The 17,413-nt window shown below is 65.6% G+C and carries 14 protein-coding genes; 8 read left to right on the forward strand and 6 right to left on the reverse strand.

What is annotated here, in order from left to right; translation table 11 throughout:
* A complete protein-coding gene (locus VFZ09_RS04645) occupies window positions 1-792 on the forward strand; it encodes a phytanoyl-CoA dioxygenase family protein (protein WP_329726249.1) in 792 nt (263 codons plus the stop codon).
* A 6-nt stretch (window positions 793-798) separates the two neighbouring features.
* Here VFZ09_RS04645 and VFZ09_RS04650 read toward each other — a convergent pair whose 3' ends face one another.
* The gene (locus VFZ09_RS04650) at window positions 799-3,201 is read right to left on the reverse strand and encodes an ATP-binding protein (RefSeq protein ID WP_329726250.1); all 2,403 of its coding nucleotides are present in this window, start codon (window positions 3,199-3,201) and stop codon (window positions 799-801) included.
* 373 nt (window positions 3,202-3,574) lie between these two features.
* Between VFZ09_RS04650 and VFZ09_RS04655 the strand changes: the two genes are divergently transcribed.
* Both VFZ09_RS04655 and VFZ09_RS04660 read left to right on the forward strand, forming a co-directional pair.
* The gene (locus VFZ09_RS04655; RefSeq protein WP_329726251.1) at window positions 3,575-4,693 is read left to right on the forward strand and encodes an endonuclease/exonuclease/phosphatase family protein; all 1,119 of its coding nucleotides are present in this window, start codon (window positions 3,575-3,577) and stop codon (window positions 4,691-4,693) included.
* Between the two features lie 16 nt (window positions 4,694-4,709).
* Window positions 4,710-5,486: a WbqC family protein gene (locus tag VFZ09_RS04660; RefSeq protein WP_329726252.1), complete on the forward strand. Its 777-nt coding sequence runs from the start codon at window positions 4,710-4,712 to the stop codon at window positions 5,484-5,486.
* Between the two features lie 93 nt (window positions 5,487-5,579).
* Here VFZ09_RS04660 and VFZ09_RS04665 read toward each other — a convergent pair whose 3' ends face one another.
* Entirely contained in the window at window positions 5,580-7,457 is a 1,878-nt protein-coding gene (locus tag VFZ09_RS04665; protein ID WP_329726253.1) for an ATPase, read from the reverse strand.
* Between the two features lie 68 nt (window positions 7,458-7,525).
* On the opposite strand from VFZ09_RS04665, the gene VFZ09_RS04670 reads away from it, so the two are divergent.
* The 3 genes from VFZ09_RS04670 to VFZ09_RS04680 are packed head-to-tail and all read left to right on the forward strand — an operon-like array spanning window position 7,526 to window position 12,093.
* Window positions 7,526-9,187, forward strand: a complete 1,662-nt coding sequence (locus VFZ09_RS04670; protein WP_329726254.1) for an acyl-CoA dehydrogenase family protein — start codon at window positions 7,526-7,528, stop codon at window positions 9,185-9,187.
* A gap of 60 nt (window positions 9,188-9,247) precedes the next feature.
* On the forward strand, window positions 9,248-10,297 hold the full coding sequence (locus VFZ09_RS04675; protein WP_329726255.1) for an SIR2 family protein: 1,050 nt from the start codon (window positions 9,248-9,250) through the stop codon (window positions 10,295-10,297).
* Entirely contained in the window at window positions 10,294-12,093 is a 1,800-nt protein-coding gene (locus VFZ09_RS04680) for an ATP-binding protein (protein WP_329726256.1), read from the forward strand. Before VFZ09_RS04675 ends, VFZ09_RS04680 begins: the two co-directional genes overlap by 4 nt.
* A 51-nt stretch (window positions 12,094-12,144) precedes the next feature.
* Here the strand turns inward: VFZ09_RS04680 and VFZ09_RS04685 are convergent, their stop codons facing one another.
* From VFZ09_RS04685 to VFZ09_RS04700, 4 genes are read right to left on the reverse strand one after another with little or no spacing between them, the layout of a single operon-like run.
* On the reverse strand, window positions 12,145-12,972 hold the full coding sequence (locus VFZ09_RS04685) for an alpha/beta hydrolase (protein WP_329726257.1): 828 nt from the start codon (window positions 12,970-12,972) through the stop codon (window positions 12,145-12,147).
* A 43-nt stretch (window positions 12,973-13,015) separates the two neighbouring features.
* Entirely contained in the window at window positions 13,016-13,387 is a 372-nt protein-coding gene (locus tag VFZ09_RS04690) for a DUF2019 domain-containing protein (RefSeq protein ID WP_329726258.1), read from the reverse strand.
* A gap of 43 nt (window positions 13,388-13,430) precedes the next feature.
* Window positions 13,431-13,802 (reverse strand): DUF2019 domain-containing protein, encoded by a 372-nt coding sequence (locus VFZ09_RS04695; RefSeq protein ID WP_329726259.1) that lies wholly within the window; start codon window positions 13,800-13,802, stop codon window positions 13,431-13,433.
* Window positions 13,799-15,229, reverse strand: coding sequence for a hypothetical protein (locus tag VFZ09_RS04700; RefSeq protein WP_329726260.1), 1,431 nt, complete (start codon window positions 15,227-15,229; stop codon window positions 13,799-13,801). Before VFZ09_RS04700 ends, VFZ09_RS04695 begins: the two co-directional genes overlap by 4 nt.
* A gap of 240 nt (window positions 15,230-15,469) precedes the next feature.
* On the opposite strand from VFZ09_RS04700, the gene VFZ09_RS04705 reads away from it, so the two are divergent.
* Complete coding sequence (locus tag VFZ09_RS04705) at window positions 15,470-16,447, forward strand: SPFH domain-containing protein (RefSeq protein ID WP_329726261.1); 978 nt, start codon at window positions 15,470-15,472, stop codon at window positions 16,445-16,447.
* Window positions 16,440-17,366 (forward strand): NAD+ kinase, encoded by a 927-nt coding sequence (locus tag VFZ09_RS04710; protein ID WP_329726262.1) that lies wholly within the window; start codon window positions 16,440-16,442, stop codon window positions 17,364-17,366. Before VFZ09_RS04705 ends, VFZ09_RS04710 begins: the two co-directional genes overlap by 8 nt.
* Window positions 17,367-17,413: the final 47 nt, after the last annotated feature.

Here is a 17,413-nt window from a genome sequence, read left to right on the forward strand (position 1 = left end):
ATGCTGGCGGTGGATGCGGAGACCTTCGACCTGAGCGGGCCGCTGGCGCACTACGCCGAGCACGGCTACGCGCGCCTGGGCCGGTTGCTCGGCCCCGAGGGCCTGGAGTCCCTGCGCGAGCGCGCGGACGATCTCATGCTGGGCCGGGTGAGCTACCCGGGCTTCTTCTGGCAGATGGACGCGCCCACGGGCCGCTACGAGGACGCGCCGCTGGGGCTCGGCTGGCAGGGGCCGTCGCTGGACTACCGCAAGCTGGAGAAGCTGGAGAAGGATCCGCGCTTCCTCGAGTGGATGGAGAACCCGCTCTTCGAGCGCCTCGCCCGGACGCTCATCCCCGGGGACATCTGCCTCTACCGGGCCATCCTCTTCCACAAGGGCCAGCGGGGCGGCAGCGAGCTGCCCTGGCACCAGGACGGAGGCAAGCTGTGGGGCCTCACGAAGGATCCCGAGCTGCAGCTGTGGACGGCGCTGGACGACGCGCCGCTGGACGGAGGCTGCGTGGAGGTGGTGCCGGGGAGCCACCGCTGGGGGCTGGCCACGGCGCTCGGGGGCGTGGTGCCGCCGGATCAGGTGGCGGCGCGCGGGGCGGACACCCGGGCGGTGCCGCTGCCGGTGGAGGCCGGGGAGGTGCTGCTGCTCCACAACTACGTGTGGCACCGCTCGGCGCCGAGCCGCACGGGCCAGCGGCGGCGGGGCTTCTCGGCCTGCTACATGAGCGCGGACACCCGCTGCGTGCGCAAGAAGAAGGCCCCTCGGGACTTCTTCCCGCTCTTCCGCCGCGCCTCGCGCTGAGCCGCCCTACCCCGCCGTCTTCAGCTTCTTGCGGATGGCGGGCAGGCTGATGCGGAAGGTGCTGCCCCGGCCCACCTCGCTGTGCGCGGTGATCTCCCCGCCGAAGCCGGTGATGATGCCGTGGCAGATGGACAGGCCCAGCCCCGTGCCCTCTCCCACCGGCTTGGTGGTGAAGAACGGATCGAAGATGCGATCCATCACCTCGCGGGGCATGCCACACCCGGTGTCCTTCACCTCGATGATGGCGTGGTTGCTCTCCGCGCGCAGGGTGACGCGGATCTCGTTCTTGTCCGGCTGGCCGGTGGTGATGGCATGGGCGGCGTTGATGAGCAGGTTGAGCACCACCTGGCCGAACCGGGCCTCGCTGCCCTCCACCAGCGGCACCTCGGACACGTCCCTCACCACGTTGGCGCGGTGGCGCAGCTCGCCGCGCGCCAGCATCAGCGCCGAGTCGATGACGCGCCGCAGATCCACCGCCGAGGGCTGCTCCTCGTCGCCGCGCGAGAACGTCTTCAGATCCTGGACGATCAGCCGCACGCGGTTGACGCCCTCGTTCGTCTCCCGGAGCACCTCCTCCACCTCGCCCAGCCGCCCCTCGGGCAGCAGCGAGGAGATGGCCTGCAGCTCCTCCGAGAGGAACGACAGGTTGGAGATGACGAAGGCCAGCGGGTTGTTGATCTCGTGCGCCACGCCCGCGGCGAGCGTACCCACCGAGGCCAGCCGATCGGCGACGACCAGGCGCGCCTGGATCTGCTTGCGCTCCGTCAGATCTCGCGCGCTCACCAGCGTGGCGGGCTGGCCGGCGAAGACGAGCCGCAGGCTGCTGATCTCCGCCGTGAGCAGACCGCCGCCGGGAGGCAGGAAGCGGACCTCGCGCACGCGGTTGGAGGCACCCCGGCCGGGCAAGCCATCGAGCGTGCCGGCGGCGGCGCCCCGATCCTCCGGGTGCACGAAGTCCAGCAGCGAGCGGCCCACCAGCTCACTGGCCTTGAGCCGCAGGAAGGAGCTCGCCGACGGGTTGACGTAGAGCAGCGGCCCGCCGCGGTGCACGAAGATGGCCTCGGGCGAGCCCTCGATGAGGGCGCGGAAGCTCTCCTCGGAGCGGCGCAGGGCCTCCTCGGCCGCCTTGCGCTCGGTGATGTCGAAGGACACGCCTCCGAGGAAGCGCCGGCCCGAGCTGTCGCGCGCGATGAAGCGGTAGGTGAGGAACTGGCGCGGCTCGCCCTCCGGCGTGGGCATCATGCTCTCGGAGACCGAGGGCTGGCCGGACTTGAAGGCCTGATCATCCTGCTCGCGCAGGTGGGCCACCGTCTCGGCCGGCATGAGCTGCTCGTCGGGGATGGTGCTCACGTCCACGCCGGGAGCCAGCCCGAAGAAACGGCGGAAGGGCTCGTTGACGAAGACGCGCCGGCCGGCCTCGTCCTTCATGTACGCGAGCGCCGGGTTGTTGTTGAGGAAGGAGTCGAAGAGGTGCTGGCTCTCCTGGAGCGCGGTGACGATGGAGGCCACCTCCGTCATCAGCGCCTGCTTCGCCGCGTGCTCGGCGGCGTTGCCCATGGCGGCCCCGAGCAGCCCGGCCATCAGCTCCAGCGTGCGCTCGTCCGAGTCCACGAAGGCGAACGGCACCTGGGAGGCGATGCTCAGCACGCCCACCGTCTGGTTGTCGCGCTTGAGCGGCACGTTGAGCATGGAGCGCACCTTGAGCCGGCGCGCCGCGGCCACGTTGGCGCGAGGATCCCGCTCGGTGTCGTCCGTGCGCATCACCTCGCCGCGCAGCACGCTGGTGCCGGCCATGGTGTTGGCGATGGGCAGGCGCGCGCCCTCGAACTGCTTCGAGTAGCCCGTGCACACCCGGTAGAACATCTCCTCGCCCTCGATGATGCCCACGGCCGCGCCGCCCGCGCCGCAGAGGATCATCGCCCGCTCGGCGATGAGCCGCATCACCACGTCCAGATCCAGGCCCGCCAGCGCGATGTCGTTCTGCGTCTGGATGATGGCGGCCAGCCGCTCGATCTCCCCGCGCGCGGACTCCTCGTGGGACTGCCGGCGCATGAAGGCGTAGCAGCGGCGCTCGAAGAGGGCGATGCGGGCGCGCACGTCCACCGGGTTGAAGGGCGCGACCAGGTAGTCGTCCACGCCGATCTCCATCAGCGGGGCGATGTCCTCCTCCGAGAGGCCGTCGGCCATGCCGAGCACGGACACCTCGGCGGCGCGGATCTGCGCGCGCAGCCGGGTGAACCACTCGGACTTCTCGCGCACCTGTTCGGCACCGACCACCAGCACGTCCACCAGGGAGATGGTGGCGGCGGTGACCTCGGGTCCCGAGGCGACCACCACCTCGTGTCCCATCCGGGAGAGCTCCGCCCCGATGGGGTGATCACCGTCGCGACTGAGGAGGAGAAAGCGCATGGAGGCAGGAGCGGATTCTTGGGAAACAGAAGATTGCTAGATCGGAGCCCTTCCGGTCCACCACGAGCGCCCGATTCCGGAAGAACCGCTCTCCGTTGGACGGAAGCCTAACCTCGTTCGCTCCGTGCGGGGGAGGGTTGGGAGGCGCAAGGGGGCACCATGGGCCGCCCGGGAGGCGGGCAAGCCGCCCGCATTATTGCCATGTGTCCAACGTTTGTGCGACCTCGACGTGCTCAATGGTGGTCGCCCGGGAGGAAGAAGGGGCTCGGCCCCCTGGCGTGCGAGCAGGTGCGCCCTATCTCAACGGTGCTGTCCGCCGCGGTCGAGCGCGGGCGGCTCGGAGCGGGGCCGGTCCGAGGGGGGAAGGTCACAGATGAAGTACGGCATCGCGGTGGGGCTGTGGATGGTGGCGCTCGGCGCCTGTCAGGTGGCGACGCTGCCCCAGGTGGTGGACGGACGGGAGGAGCACTCCGCGTCCGGGCTCTTCGATCGAGGCGCCCTCACGGTGATGACACGCGGCCTCTCGGGCGGGAAGCACCTGGAGCAGGTGCTGGAAGGTCCGCTGGCGGAGGAGCCGGTGCGGGCCGCGGAGCTGCTCGAGACGCTGCGCCAGGAGGACGTGCTCGCACGGGCGCGCGAGCTGGCGGATGAAATCCAATACGCGCGGCCGCACCTCATTGGCCTGCAGCAGGTGACGCAGGTACGGCTGCAGTCGCCGGGGGACGCGATCTTCGGGGGCACGCGGCCGGCGGAGGCGCTGCACCTGGACGTGTTGCCGGTGCTGCTGGGCGAGTTGGAGGCGCGCGGGCTGCACTACCGGGAGGTGGCGCGGGTGCGCAACGCGGACGTGGAGCTGCCGCTGCGCACGCGTGGCGCGCTGACGTTCGACGACGTGCGGCTGACGGACTTCGACGTGATCCTCGCGCGGGCGGACGTGGAGGTGAAGGAGGCACGGGCGGGCAACTACGTGGCGCGCCGGGAGGTGCGGCGGCGGGGCCAGGAGCCGGTGGAGCTGTGGAGGGGCTGGGCCTCGGTGGTGGCGAAGGTGGAGGGCCGGAAGTACCGCTTCGTGAGCACGCACCTGGAGCCAGCGAGGGACGAGCAGGGGCTGGGCGTGCAGGTGGCGCAGGCGGGGGAGCTGCTCCGCGGACTGAGGGGCGAGCCGCTGCCGGTGGTGCTGGTGGGGGACTTCAACACGCCGGCCAACCTGGGATTGATGGGGGCGCCCACGTACCGGGAGCTGCTGCTGGCGGGCTACGTGGACGTGTGGACGCACCGGCCGGGGAGCACGCGGCCGAGGGGAGCGGACCTGCCGCTCGCGATGGCGTCATGGGAGGAGCGCCTCAACCTGGTGCTGGTGCGCCAGCCGGTGGCGCCGGGCCCGCGCCGGGTGGGACCCGTGCTGGCATACGGAGTGGGAGGAGCGCTGGGGGAACGGTTCGGCCCCTGGAAGCCGGAGCTGGCGGGAGTGGTGGCGCGCCTGAGCATGTGACCCCTACACTGAGCGCGTGACGGAGCCGCACGCGGGAGTCCTGGTCGCCGAGCAACCCCACTACCTGCCGTGGCTGGACTTCTACGAGCAGGTGGCGAGGGCGGACACGCTGCTGGTGCTGGACAACGTGCAGTGGCTGAGGAGGGGCTGGCAGCGGAGGGCGCGGGTGGCACTGCCGCCGGGCACTCCCCTCCCCGCCTCCACCGAGCCAGCGTTCCAGTGGCTGACGATTCCGCTGGAGGGAGCGCACCGGGACACGCGGATCTCCGAGCTGGCGGTGGACCCGGGGCAGCGATGGACGCGCAAGCACCTGGCGACGCTGACGATGTTGTACGGAAGAAGGCCCTACTTCCGGAGCCAGGTGCTGCCGAGGCTGGAGGGCTTCTACGCGGAGGCGGAGAAGGAGCGAGGCCCGGGCTCGCTGCTGCGCACGCTGTTGGCGAGCATGGCGCTCTTCTACGAGCCGCTGGGCATCAACCCGAGGGTGGAGCTGGCGTCGAAGCTGGACCGCTCGCACCCGGACAAGACGGGGCGGCTGGCGTCGTACTGCACGCAATTGGGGATGGGGACGTACTACTCGGCGGTGGGGTCGCTGTACCTGAAGCCGGGGCCGTTCCGGGATGCGGGGGTGCGGCTGCTGTGGCAGAAGTTCCGCTATCCGGCGTACGACCAGGGGCGCAAGGCAGAACGCTTCGTGGTGGGCCTGTCGATCGTGGACGTGCTGTCGAACGTGCCGGTGGACGAAGTGCGCGAGTGGCTCGAACCCAACCCCTGGGGCCCCTTCGCGAAATAACCCCCACAATTTCCCCTCTCCCCCGGGAGAGGGACGGGGTGAGGGTATCCGTCCCCGTCCTCCCCACCGTGGGGAACACCGTGAGCCCGAGAATCAGCGCTTGTCCCCGCGCTCCTTGTCGAACCGGACGAAATAACTCCGGACCGCGGAATCAATGAGGTCCTGATCCAGCTGCGGCGCAATGCCCCGGTAGTGGGCCATGTCGATCATCTGATCGAGCAGGTCGCGGGGCTGACACGCGGCGAAGCGGCGGCCACTGGGCTTGTAGTGGGTGTCGATGAGGTACTGGACCATCTCGGCGTCATAGGGGACGCCGCGCTTGCGGCACATGACGTCGAAGATCTGATGGAACAGCTCCTCGTCGGGGGGCTGGACCTCGAGCTTGTAGCGGACGCGGCGGAGGAAGGCGTCGTCGACGAGGTCGCTGGGATCGAGGTTGGTGGAGAAGGCGGCGAAGACGTCGAAGGGGACCTGGACCTTCTTGCCGGTGTGGAGCGTGAGCATGTCCACATCGCTCTCGAGGGGGACGATCCACCGGTTGAGGAGATCCTTCGGGGAGACCTTCTGACGGCCGAAGTCGTCGATGAGGAGCATCCCGTTGGTGGCCTTCATCTGGAAGGGGGCCTCGTAGTACTTGACCTCGGGGGAGTAGACGAGGTCGAGCATCTCGAGGGTGAGCTCACCGCCGACGACGACGAGGGGCCGGCGGCAGCGGACCCAGCGCCGGTCATAGGACGGGGTGGTGTCATCGTCCTCGACGGGCTTGTGGAGGATGCTGTCGTAGATGCGGACGACGAAGTCGTCGATGAGGATGGCGTGGGGGATGAAGATCTCCCCATCGAAGCAGTTGACCATGCCCTGGCAGATGGCGGTTTTTCCGTTGCCGGGGGGCCCGTAGAAGAAGATGGCGCGGCCCGAGTTCATGGCGGGGCCGATGCCATCGAAGATGTAGTCGCGGATGATGAGGTCGCCGAACTGGTCCTCCATCCGGTTGCGGGTGATGCGGTTGCCGCGGACGGTCTGCTTCTTGACCGAGTCGATCCACTCTTGGAGGGTGACGGGAGCGGGGCCGTTGTAGCGGTTGCGATCGAGGATCTGCCGCAGCACGTCGGTGGCGAACGTGGTGAGCTGGTAGATCATCGTGGACTTGCCCACGCCCGAGCCGCCGCCGCCGCGGATGTCGATGTACTTCTGGCGGCGCAGGCCCTCGACGACCTCATCGATGATGGTGGAGGGCAGCTTGAGGCGGTTGGCGATGTCCATGCCCCGCATCTCGCCGGCGAAGAAGATGGCCTTGAGGACGAGCTCCTCCACCATGGTGGCGGTGAGCCCCGTCTCGGCGAGGGTGCGCGGCTGGGAAGGCCAGACGGTGGTGGAGCTCGGGGCGCCCCCAGGGTCGGCGATGGCGGCGCGGCGCATCGTGCCGGTCATCCTGCGCTCGGGGGCCGGTACGCCGGACGTGGGACGCCGCGGCTCGGCGGGGACGGGAGGCTGCTCCGACGTCGGGACGGGCGGGCCGGCGCGGCGCGGCTCCACGATGACGGAGGGCAGATCCATGGAGGGCACCGGCGGGGCCGAGCGGCGCGGATGCTCCACGGGGACGGGAGTCATCTCCATGCCGGGCATGGGAGGGGCCTGGCGGCGCGGCTCCGCGGGCACGGGGGGCAGCTGCTCCGTGGGGAGGTTGGAGGTGACGCGGCGGGCCTCGGGGCTGGGAGGGCTCGGGGCGCGGCGCTCGAGGAAGGGACTGGGACCGAGGGGACGGCGCTCGGGGGCACCGCCCTGGGCGGGAGGCCGCGCGGGGCCCCCCTGGGCGGGGGCCTGCCCCGGAGGCGTCCGGAGCTTGGGAGGCGCGGAGAGCACATTGCCCGCGGCGGGGGTCTCCCGTGCGGCGTTGTGACCCGTGTCGGTCTCGAATTCGGGGGACTCGAAAGGAGGGGGATTGCCCCCCGGCCTCCGCTGCTCGGCCATGGTTGCTCCGGGTTGAGGCGGGCGAGTCTAGCAGGAAGTGGCGGCGGCTCGATGGTAGCTTGCCGCGTATGAGCTTCTTCCAGGAACCGCCGAGGCTTGGAAACCAGTACGACGACGACGCCCTGCTGCGCGGGTACCTGGAGCGGGCACTGCCGGCGGACATGCGGACGGGGCTGGAGGACGAGCTCCGGGAGCTGGGCGAGCTGGGAGGCGGGGCCCTGTACCAGTTCCAGCTGAGGGATCGGACGAACGAGCCGGAGCTGACGCAGTGGGACGCCTGGGGGAACCGGGTGGACCACATCGAGGTGTCGCCGCTGTGGAAGGAGGCGGAGACGCTGGCGGCCAGGCGGGGCCTGGTGGCGGTGGCGTACGAGCAGAAGAATGGGGACCGCTCGCGCATCCACCAGTTCGTCCTGAACTACCTGGTGCAGCCGTCGCTGGACGTCTACTCGTGCCCGCTGGCGATGACGGACGGGGCGGCGCGGACGCTGCTGTCGCTGGGGAACCCGGAGCTGATTCAGCGCGCCCTACCCCACCTGACGTCGAGGGACCCGAAGACGTTCTGGACGTCGGGCCAGTGGATGACGGAGCGGACGGGCGGCTCGGACGTGGGGCTGACGCAGACGGTGGCGAGACAGTCCCCCGAGGGGTGGAGGCTGTACGGGACGAAGTGGTTCACCTCGGCGACGACGGCGCAGATGGCGCTGACGCTGGGGAGGCCGGAGGGGAACGGACCCGGGGGCAAGGGGCTGGCGATCTTCTACGTGGAGACGCGAGGGGCGGACGGGAGGCTGAACGGGATCCAGATCAACCGGCTGAAGGACAAGCTGGGAACGAGGAAGGTGCCGACGGCGGAGCTGACGCTGGACGGGACGCGGGCGGTGCCGGTGGCGGGGCTGACGGACGGCATCCGGAACATGGCGTGGATGCTGAACGTGACGCGGACGTGGAACGCGATGGGCGCGGCGTGGAGCATGAGGAGGGCGCTGGCGCTGGCGAGGGACTACGCGAAGCGGCGGGTGCAATTCGGGGCGCCGCTGGCGGAGAAGCCGCTGCACGTGGACACGCTGGCGGGGCTGGAGGCCGAGTTCCACGGGGGCTTCCTGCTGGCGTTCCGGGCGGTGGAGTTGCTGGGGAAGATGGAGGCGAGGACGGCGACGGAGGAGGAGCTGCTGCTGCAGCGGCTGGTGACGCCGTTGGCGAAGCTGACGACGGGGAGGCAGGTGGTGCACGTGACGTCGGAGGCGGTGGAGAGCTTCGGCGGAGCGGGCTACGTGGAGGACACGGGGCTGCCGAGGCTGCTGGCGGACGCGCAGGTGCTGTCCATCTGGGAGGGGACGACGAACGTGCTCTCGCTGGACACGCTGAGGGCGATGGCGAAGGGAGGCGCGCTGGAGGCCCTGTACACGGACGCGGAGCGGCGGCTGGGAGCGGCGAAGGACGCGGGCCTGAGGGCGTGCGTGGCGGCGGCGCAGGAGTCGCTGGAGAAGGCGCGGGCGTGGGTGATGAAGGCGATGGAGAACCCGGCGGGGGTGGAGGCCGGGGCGAGGCGGTTCTCACTGACGCTGGGCCGCACGTACGAGCTGGCGCTGCTGGTGGAACATGCCCAGTGGTGCCTGGACAACGGGCACGGCCCGAGGGCCATGGCGGCGGCGCGTCGGCTCATGCGCAACGGCGTGGACCTGATCGCCAACATGGACCTGGACGACGCGCGGCTGCTGATCGGATGATACCGAATCACCAATCATCTACCACCCACTCATAGCTCGACTCTCTTTGGTGAATAGTCCTTGGACATAGCTCTACTCAAAAAAACGCTTCAGGATCACTTTACTGACGGGCTGGCAATAATAATTGGCTCAGGACTATCAGCCGCATACGGGTTACCAACCATGTGGGCCCTGGAGAAGCATCTGCGCACAATTGTGCCGACGCTTATTCCCGATACCCTCAAAGGCCAATGGGCCGATGTAGAGGCACGACTTGCTGCTGGACGAGGGCTAGAGCTTGCTCTTCAAGACGTATATGTGTCATCCGAGCTTGAACGCATCATTGTAAAGGCCACCGGCGACTTCGTCGCCGAGAAGGAAATCGAAGCAATCTCCAAGAGGCTTTTGAGCGGGCAACTATTCCCATTTGCAAACCTTCTCAAGAAAGCCATTCTCCCAATAATACCATCAGACGGACTGCCGGTAATCAGCACAAACTATGATCGACTCATAGAGTACGCAATCGAATCCACTGGAACAGCCGTGAATTCACTGTTTCACGGCCATATGTGGGGCACGCTGGATCCCAAATCCAGCAAAGACGCACTGGTGGACAAAGTTCATCCGATCCGAAGAAACAATTACGTAGTCAGATACAGACCACATGTCAATGTCTACAAGCCACATGGCAGCCTGGACTGGTTCGAATACCAAGATTCACCAATTCGATGCCCACTATCCCTGAATGCCCCCAGACTCATAATCACCCCCGGCTCCGGAAAATACCGTAAGGGGTACGAAAAGGCCTTTGAAACACACAGAGCGCAAGCTAACGACGCCATCGAAAAAGCAAGCCGCTATTTGATTATAGGCTACGGCTTCAACGATGATCACTTAGAAACAAGGCTCCGCACTGAGATCAAGAAAGGCAAAAGCTGCGTATTGCTAACAATGGGACTCACTGCAAACTCAAAGCAAGTTACAGAAGCCTATCCCAACGTACTTGCAGTCACGCGATACGACACCGGGTCCGAGCAAGGGACCGAAGCATTTCAGAGCGGAAACACCTACCGATTTCCTGGTATCAATATCTGGAACCTCGAAGACTTCGTGAAGGAGGTATATTTATGACCACCACTGCAGCGCTCGTCTTTAACGATGCAGACAAACTGGGATTTGTCGCCAGCGTCGACACAAGTCGTATATACATCAACGTTGCTGACCATAGCCTTCTCGCCCGAGTTGGCGTAGGAAATCTGGTAGCCATCCAAGGGCAGACCGCACAGGAATTTCTCATTGGGATGGTGGAAAAGGTCACTCGCCTCACTCGCGAACAGGTGATGATCTATGAAAGCGAAGAGCAGGCAGCTCTGCCTTCCGACTCCCAGGAAGATACCATTCGCGCAGTGCTTGTTGGTACATACAAAACAATAGAGGGCACCTCCTCGAACATCTTCAAACGCGGGACCGACTCATTCCCTCAGATCGATCGGTCATGCTTCATTATTACCTCCAAAAACCTACAACAACTCATGGGCCTGCTCGCCAAGGATCTAGCCCCTGACAAGCGTTTGCAAATCGGCCACTACGTAGCAGATAGAACGGCTACCGCAGTCGCTGATGGCGACCGTTTTTTTCAACGCCACGCAGCAATACTTGGGAGCACAGGTTCCGGCAAAAGTTGGGCAACCGCATTAATCTTGGAGCGCGCGAGCAATCTACAGTACCCCAACATCATTGTTATGGATATGCATGGTGAATACAAGCCTCTCACCAAGAAATTCGGAGGCTACGCCAGTGGGCTTAGAATTGCAGGGCCTGGCGATCTCGCTACTCCTGACGATGACGTGCTGTTCTTGCCGTATTGGATTTTGAATCGCGAGGAACTGCTATCGCTGGTCCTCGATCGCAACGATCAGAACGCACCAAACCAAGCATCTCGCTTTACAACACAAGTCAGAAGGCTCAAAGAAAACACCCTAAAGACCGAGGGCAAGAACGATGTCCTCAGCACCTTCACGGTCGACTCTCCAATCCCTTACCGTCTAGAAGAACTGCTTGAAGCCCTCAAAAAAGACAACGAGGAGATGGTTCCGGGTGCCAAGCCCAATACAGAGAAACAAGGAGAATGGTACGGCAAACTGACTCGCTTCATCTCCAGATTTGAAACAAAGATGGAAGACAGAAGATACGGCTTTATGTTCAAGCCACCGCCAGTCACATTAGCCTACGATTGGCTCTCAGCGCTAGTAAGTCGACTGCTAGGAGCCGACAAAAGCTCTCCTGGGATCAAAATCATAGACTTCTCCGAAGTCCCCACCGACGTTCTACCTATCGTTGTTGGGGTTTTTGCTCGCCTGATTTACGATGTGCAATTCTGGCTTCCCCCAGAGGAAAGAACTCCTCTAACCATTGTTTGCGATGAAGCCCACTTGTATCTTCCAGCACGAGACGATGCAGATGTTGTGGCCAAACGCGCTCTCGAAATCTATGAGCGAATCGCCAAAGAAGGTCGTAAGTACGGCGTGTCACTACTAGTTGTTAGTCAGCGCCCCTCCGATGTAAGTCGAACCATCTTAAGTCAGTGCAACAACTTCATTGCACTGCGACTGACCAACGAACAGGATCAAGGCGTTGTTCGCCGACTGATGCCTGATTCAATGGCAGGCCTTGTGGACATCCTTCCACTGCTAGACGTAGGCGAAGCACTCGTTCTGGGCGATTCCGTTCTTCTTCCCACCAGAATCAAGCTTGAGAAGCCTAAATTGCAGCCTAGCAGTGCTACTAAGAATTTTTGGACTGATTGGGGTGCAGCTCCATCCGCTCCACACAAGTTCTCTGGAGCAATAGAGATTTTGAGGAAGCAAACGAGAACAAGTACCCCACCATCTACGGTTGCATCACCTACGCCCCCCAGTTCGCCCTGAGTGTATTCACGATAAGTGGTCGTTTTCAGGTCCCAGACGGCCCATTGCAGCCTACTGCTCGCCCTCACGCGCGAACCGCATCAGCGCTTGAAGGGTGGCGGGTTGATCGAGCACGTCATTGTGACGCTTGCCCTCAAGCAGGCGCACGGTGGCGTTCGGGAACAAGGCTCCCAGCGTCTGCCCCATGTCCACGGGGATGACTTCATCTTGTGTCCCGTGGACGATGAGCACCGGCAGTTTCAGCCCGGGGGCCTTGGCCGCGCTGTCGAACGGATCCCTCACGAGCAGGCTCGCGGGTAGCCACGAGAAGAGCCTCGCCCCCAGTTCCACGATGGAGGTGTAGGGCGTGATGAGCACCAGCCGCGAACCGTGGCCCCGCTTCGCCATCTCGACCGCCACGCCCGAGCCGAGTGACTGTCCCTGCAGCACCGTGCGCTCGCGAGGCACGCCCAGCTGTTGGTGTAGGTGCTCCAGCGCGGTCTCCGCCGCAGCGTAGATGCCTGTCTCCGAGGGCCCCTGCGCCGCCGCGAGCCCGTAGCCCGGGTACTCCACCGCGTAGAAGCCGAGCCCTGCCTCCTGGAAGCGCTGCGCCAGCCACGCCCCGTCCGCGAGCTGCTCGCCATTGCCGTGGAAGTGCACCACGGTCGGCGCCCCTGCCGGCGCGGATACATGGAACGCGAAGACCGTCGATCCCTCGGAGCCCGGGATGCGCAGGAGCGTGGCACCGGGCAGCGAGGGCTCACGAGCCCCTGGAGGCACCGGGAAGATCATGTGCCGCTGGTTGAGGAACACCAGCAGGCAGATGCCCACGTACGCAATGACCACGGTGACCAGCACCAGGAGCAGCATCCGCTTCGCTCCTCGGAGGAGACGATCCATGGCGGTACCTTACGCCAGATTGGTCTCCAAATCAGACCCCCACTCAAAGTGGCTTCAAAGTTCCCGCCCTCCACTCCTCCAGCGCCCACTCCGCCGAAAATCCAACCAGGCCACCAGCGCTTTTTGCGAGTTCGGTAAGCACCCGCCTCCCCTCCTCTGGCGCAAACTCCATGACCGCTGTCGCAGTCCAACAGCGAGTGCCCGGGTCTGAATCATCGAGCAACACCAACAATTGCCGCTGAGCTTCTATACCTCTTGCTCGCAACTCCCTGTGAATCGCAATGAGAAGATCGAACATGCGATTTCCGTCCTTGGGCTTGCCTGCATGAATGGCACGCATCCTCTCGGCGGAAATGGTCCTGGTCATTTCAACCAACTGCTCTATCGGAATTTTCTTCAACCGCGCTTTCTTCATGGAACGGGTCCAATCTGGCTCCTCGCCATTCGCGAAGAAAGCATCAAAGAGGTTTGAAGGTACCTGCTTTCCATTGCTCCAGCGTCAGCTCCGCGGAAAAACCCACCAAGCTGTCAGGCAGTTTAGCGAGTTCCGTAAGCACTCGCTCTCCCTCATCTGGAGCGAACTCCAAAACGGATACCGCAGCCCAACAACGGGTCCCCGGATCTGGATCATCGAGCAAACCCATCAGCCGTCGTTGGGCGTCCAGACCTCTCATTCGCAATTCCCTGCGAATTGCAACGAGAAGATCGAACATGCGATTCCCGTCTTTGGGTCTGCCTGCGTCAATGGCACGCCACCTCTCGGCGGAAGTGGCCCTGGTCATTTCAATCAACTGCTCAACCGAAAGCTTCTTCAACTGCGTCTTCTTCATGGGATGACCCCGAACCGCTTCAGAGTCCTCAATCCAAATGCACGTTGTTCCTCATAGGACTTTGTGCGGAGCCACTCACGAACCACCTTGCCACCCGTTTCCTCCAATTTGGACGAGTAGTATGCACTGACTTTGTCATGCAGTTCCTTCCTCACCACAATAACGTTCTCGGTATTATGAATGGCCTCCGGGCCGAAACGCTCAACGTTCACCTTGCGTTGTTCGACGATGTGGTGCCACTGCTTCCCTTCACCCGCAGAGCCCATGAAGTCCTTGAAATCATCGAAGGACTTGAACGCCCGGTGCCCATTCGGAAGCACCCTTCCCTCCTTGGGTGTCCCGCTCCCACCTCCAGAGGATTTGCCACCACCGCCCCGGGCCGACATGGCCACGGCAGTCATGGGGAGCACGGCCCGGAGTGTCCCCTCGGGCACGGACACGATGACCCGCTCGGCTCCGACCGCAGCCTCCATCAGGTTCCAGCCGGTGTTGAGCTCGACGGTACGTGAGGCCTGTCCGAAGCCCGGCAGCGTCGGAGCCCTGGACATGAGTGCCGCTGTCTCCCCTACCGCCACCGTCCCCACCAGCACGAGAATGCGCACGCTGTTGGGGCCTATGACCCGGCCGAACCGCTCGCCCACCTCGCGCAGCTCCTCGAACGTGGTGGCCCGCGCCGCTTCCTCGGAGAGCCGCCTGTAGGCCTGGATCAACTCGAAGAACTCGAACCCGAGGTATCCCCACAACAGCAACGCGGCCCCAGCCGCCACACCCTTGGTCAACACCGGATCCGGCGCCGCCACCAGCGCCATGTAGGCCGTGATGGAGATGCTGAGCGTCGCCAGCACCCGCGTCGGGTCGAGCATGGCCCTCACCTCCGCGTCCACGCCCTCCAGCGCCGGACCCACCGCCAGGGCCATGGCGATGCTCCGCTTGTCGTCCTCCTGGAGGAAGGGCCCGTCCTCGAGCCGCGTGAAGCAGTCGCCCGGCGTTCCGCGCCGCTCGCAGTGACGCATGTAGGACCGGGTCAGCTCCGCCTGCCACGCCTCTCCGCCCGAGCCCCCGGTGCCGGGCATCCACCGGCCGCCGCGCTTCTCAGGGGCGGAGGAGGCCACCCGCAGCGGCATGTCCAGCACCCTCCTCACCAGTGCGTCCTTGAACTCCGCCTCCCCGACTCGCACCGGCGCGAAGTCCGTGGGCAACCTGGCGAAGAGCAGCGAGTCATGACCCGCCCCTCCCCAGGCCGCCTCCGTCCACTCCCGGGTTTCCGAGGGCTGGCGCGGCCCTGGTGGCTGGTCGCGCTGTGCCATCAGCCGCCCCCCCGAGGACGCGCCCGGAGTGCACGCCCCCAGGAGCACCAGCGCCACCAGTGCCAACGCCCCCACCCGCGAGCGCTGCCGCTCACTCGAGGGATCTTGATGAGTAGACATGGCTGGACCTCTCTTGACCGGGGGGTCCAGATGTCAGGTGGCCACGAGTCCCACTGTCAAGCCGACGGATCCGTCAGGTGGCCGGATTGGTTACGCGCGGCACATCTCGTGGGGAAGACCCTCACCCCAACCCTCTCCCAGAGGGAGAGGGAGCATCCACGGATTCATTCCCTGTTGCGTACGTGTTCATTGGACACTATGTTGGTGTCAACAAAACACGAAGACGGAAAGAGTCCAGCCATGAGCATCCGGTACATGAAGGCGCCTCCAACGACGTACGTCATGCAGTTCAAGGATGGGCGGGTGAAGCGGGAGGGGCCGGGCCTCTCCTTCTTCTACTGGGCACCCACCACCACAGTGGTCGCCGTGCCGCTCGCCAGCTCGGACGTGCCCTTCGCCTTCAACGAGATCACCCAGGACTTCCAGGCCGTCACCCTCCAGGGCCAGCTCACCTACCGTGTCGCCGACCCCAAGCTGCTCGCCGGGCTGCTCGACTACTCCGTGAAGCCCTCGGGCGAGTACGCTTCGGAAGACCCCTCGAAGCTCGAGGAACGGCTCGTCCAGATCGCCCAGGTGCGCGCCCGCACGGTGGTGCAGTCCATGCCCCTGCGCGAGGTGCTCGTGCAGGCGGCCACCATCGAGGCCAAGGTGCTCGCGGGGCTGCGGGAGACGGAGGCGGTGCGGATGCTCGGTGTGGAGGTGCAGGGTTTCGCGCTGCTATCGGCGCGCCCCACCCCGGAGATGGCTCGGGCCCTGGAGGCCGAGGCCCGCGAGGCCCTCCAGCGGCGCGCGGACGAGGCCATCTACGCCCGGCGCAACGCCGCCGTGGAGCAGGAGCGGCGCATCAAGGAGAGCGAGATCGCCACCGAGCTGTCCGTGGAGGCCGGTAAGCGGCAAATCCGCGAGGCGCAGATCGCCGCGGACATCGCCGTGGAGGAACAGCGCGCCTCCTTCATGGATCGCTGGAGCGAGAACGAGCGCAAGGCCGCCGAGGCCAAGGCCTACGCGCTGGAGAAGACGCTCGCCCCGGTGCGAGACGTGGATTGGAAGGTGCTCATGGCGGCGGCCGGCGGAGGGAACGATCCCAAGCTGAACATCGCGCTCGCCTTCCGCGAGATGGCGGAGAACGCGGGGAAGATCGGCGAGCTGAACGTGTCCCCGGACCTGCTGCGCTCGTTGCTCTCGGCTCCGTCCGGCAACCAGGGCCGCCATGGCTGAGTACGAGAAGATCGTCCTCGTCACCCGCAAGACGCGGCTCGCCGAGCTGGTAGAGCGCTTCAACACGCGCTCGCAGGCGCGCTTCTACCTGGAGCACGCCGGCCAGGACTTCGAGGACTATGCGCGGGAGGATGACACCTACCGCCGCTCGCTCGATGCACTGCACAAGCTGCTGGAGCTCGGCCTGCCGGTGCAGCAGGTGGACCGCTCGCTGGTGCCCACCTTCCTCTTCACCGGCAAGGAGCTGGTGGTGACGGTGGGCCAGGACGGCCTGGTGGCCAACGTGGCCAAGTACGTGGGCTCGCAGCCCATCGTCGGCGTCAACCCGGACCCCGAGCGGTTCGATGGCGTGCTGCTGCCCTTCGGCGTCGACAAGGCGCGGGTGGCAGTGCGCCACGTGCTGGAGTCGCAGGCCCGCTTCCGTGAGGTGACACTCGCCGAGGTGGTGCTGAGCGATGGCCAGCGGCTGCTCGGGTTCAACGACTTGTTCCTCGGGGCGCGCACCCACGTCTCCGCCCGCTATACCCTGCACTACGAGAAGCGCGCCGAGTCCCAGTCCTCCAGCGGCATCATCGTCTCCACGGGGGCGGGCTCGAGCGGCTGGCTGTCCTCGGTGTTCACGCTGGCCCAGGGACTCACGGCAGCGACGGGTGGACAGCCGGGCCAACCGTGGCGGCTCACCTGGGAGGACCCGCGGCTGGCCTTCGTGGTGCGCGAGCCCTTCATCAGCCGGCACTCAGCGGCCAGCGTGGTGGCCGGATTCGTCAGCGCTCAGCAGGAGCTGGAGGTGGAGTCGCGGATGCCCTCGGGGGGCGTCATCTTCAGCGATGGCGTGGAGGAGGACTTCCTCGCCTTCAACGCGGGTACCACGGCTCGAGTGCGCCCGGCTGCCCAGCGCGCACGGCTCGTGGTCGCGTGATCCACGGCTCTCGAGGCAGACCCTCACCCCAGCCCTCTCCCTCTGGG

It is taken from the genome of Archangium sp., from assembly GCF_036277355.1.
Classification (GTDB): domain Bacteria; phylum Myxococcota; class Myxococcia; order Myxococcales; family Myxococcaceae; genus Archangium.

Bases quoted from the DNA above. Each gene is read 5' to 3' on its own strand.
- VFZ09_RS04690 (WP_329726258.1), bottom strand. From the start codon at position 13,387: ATGAAGAAAGCGCGGTTGAAGAAAATTCCGATAGAGCAGTTGGTTGAA.
- VFZ09_RS04665 (WP_329726253.1), bottom strand. From the start codon at position 7,457: ATGGCCGAGCAGCGGAGGCCGGGGGGCAATCCCCCTCCTTTCGAGTCC.
- VFZ09_RS04685 (WP_329726257.1), bottom strand. From the start codon at position 12,972: ATGGATCGTCTCCTCCGAGGAGCGAAGCGGATGCTGCTCCTGGTGCTG.
- VFZ09_RS04705 (WP_329726261.1), top strand. From the start codon at position 15,470: ATGAGCATCCGGTACATGAAGGCGCCTCCAACGACGTACGTCATGCAG.
- VFZ09_RS04645 (WP_329726249.1), top strand. From the start codon at position 1: ATGCTGGCGGTGGATGCGGAGACCTTCGACCTGAGCGGGCCGCTGGCG.
- VFZ09_RS04650 (WP_329726250.1), bottom strand. From the start codon at position 3,201: ATGCGCTTTCTCCTCCTCAGTCGCGACGGTGATCACCCCATCGGGGCG.
- VFZ09_RS04680 (WP_329726256.1), top strand. From the start codon at position 10,294: ATGACCACCACTGCAGCGCTCGTCTTTAACGATGCAGACAAACTGGGA.
- VFZ09_RS04655 (WP_329726251.1), top strand. From the start codon at position 3,575: ATGAAGTACGGCATCGCGGTGGGGCTGTGGATGGTGGCGCTCGGCGCC.
- VFZ09_RS04695 (WP_329726259.1), bottom strand. From the start codon at position 13,802: ATGAAGAAGACGCAGTTGAAGAAGCTTTCGGTTGAGCAGTTGATTGAA.
- VFZ09_RS04670 (WP_329726254.1), top strand. From the start codon at position 7,526: ATGAGCTTCTTCCAGGAACCGCCGAGGCTTGGAAACCAGTACGACGAC.
- VFZ09_RS04710 (WP_329726262.1), top strand. From the start codon at position 16,440: ATGGCTGAGTACGAGAAGATCGTCCTCGTCACCCGCAAGACGCGGCTC.
- VFZ09_RS04700 (WP_329726260.1), bottom strand. From the start codon at position 15,229: ATGTCTACTCATCAAGATCCCTCGAGTGAGCGGCAGCGCTCGCGGGTG.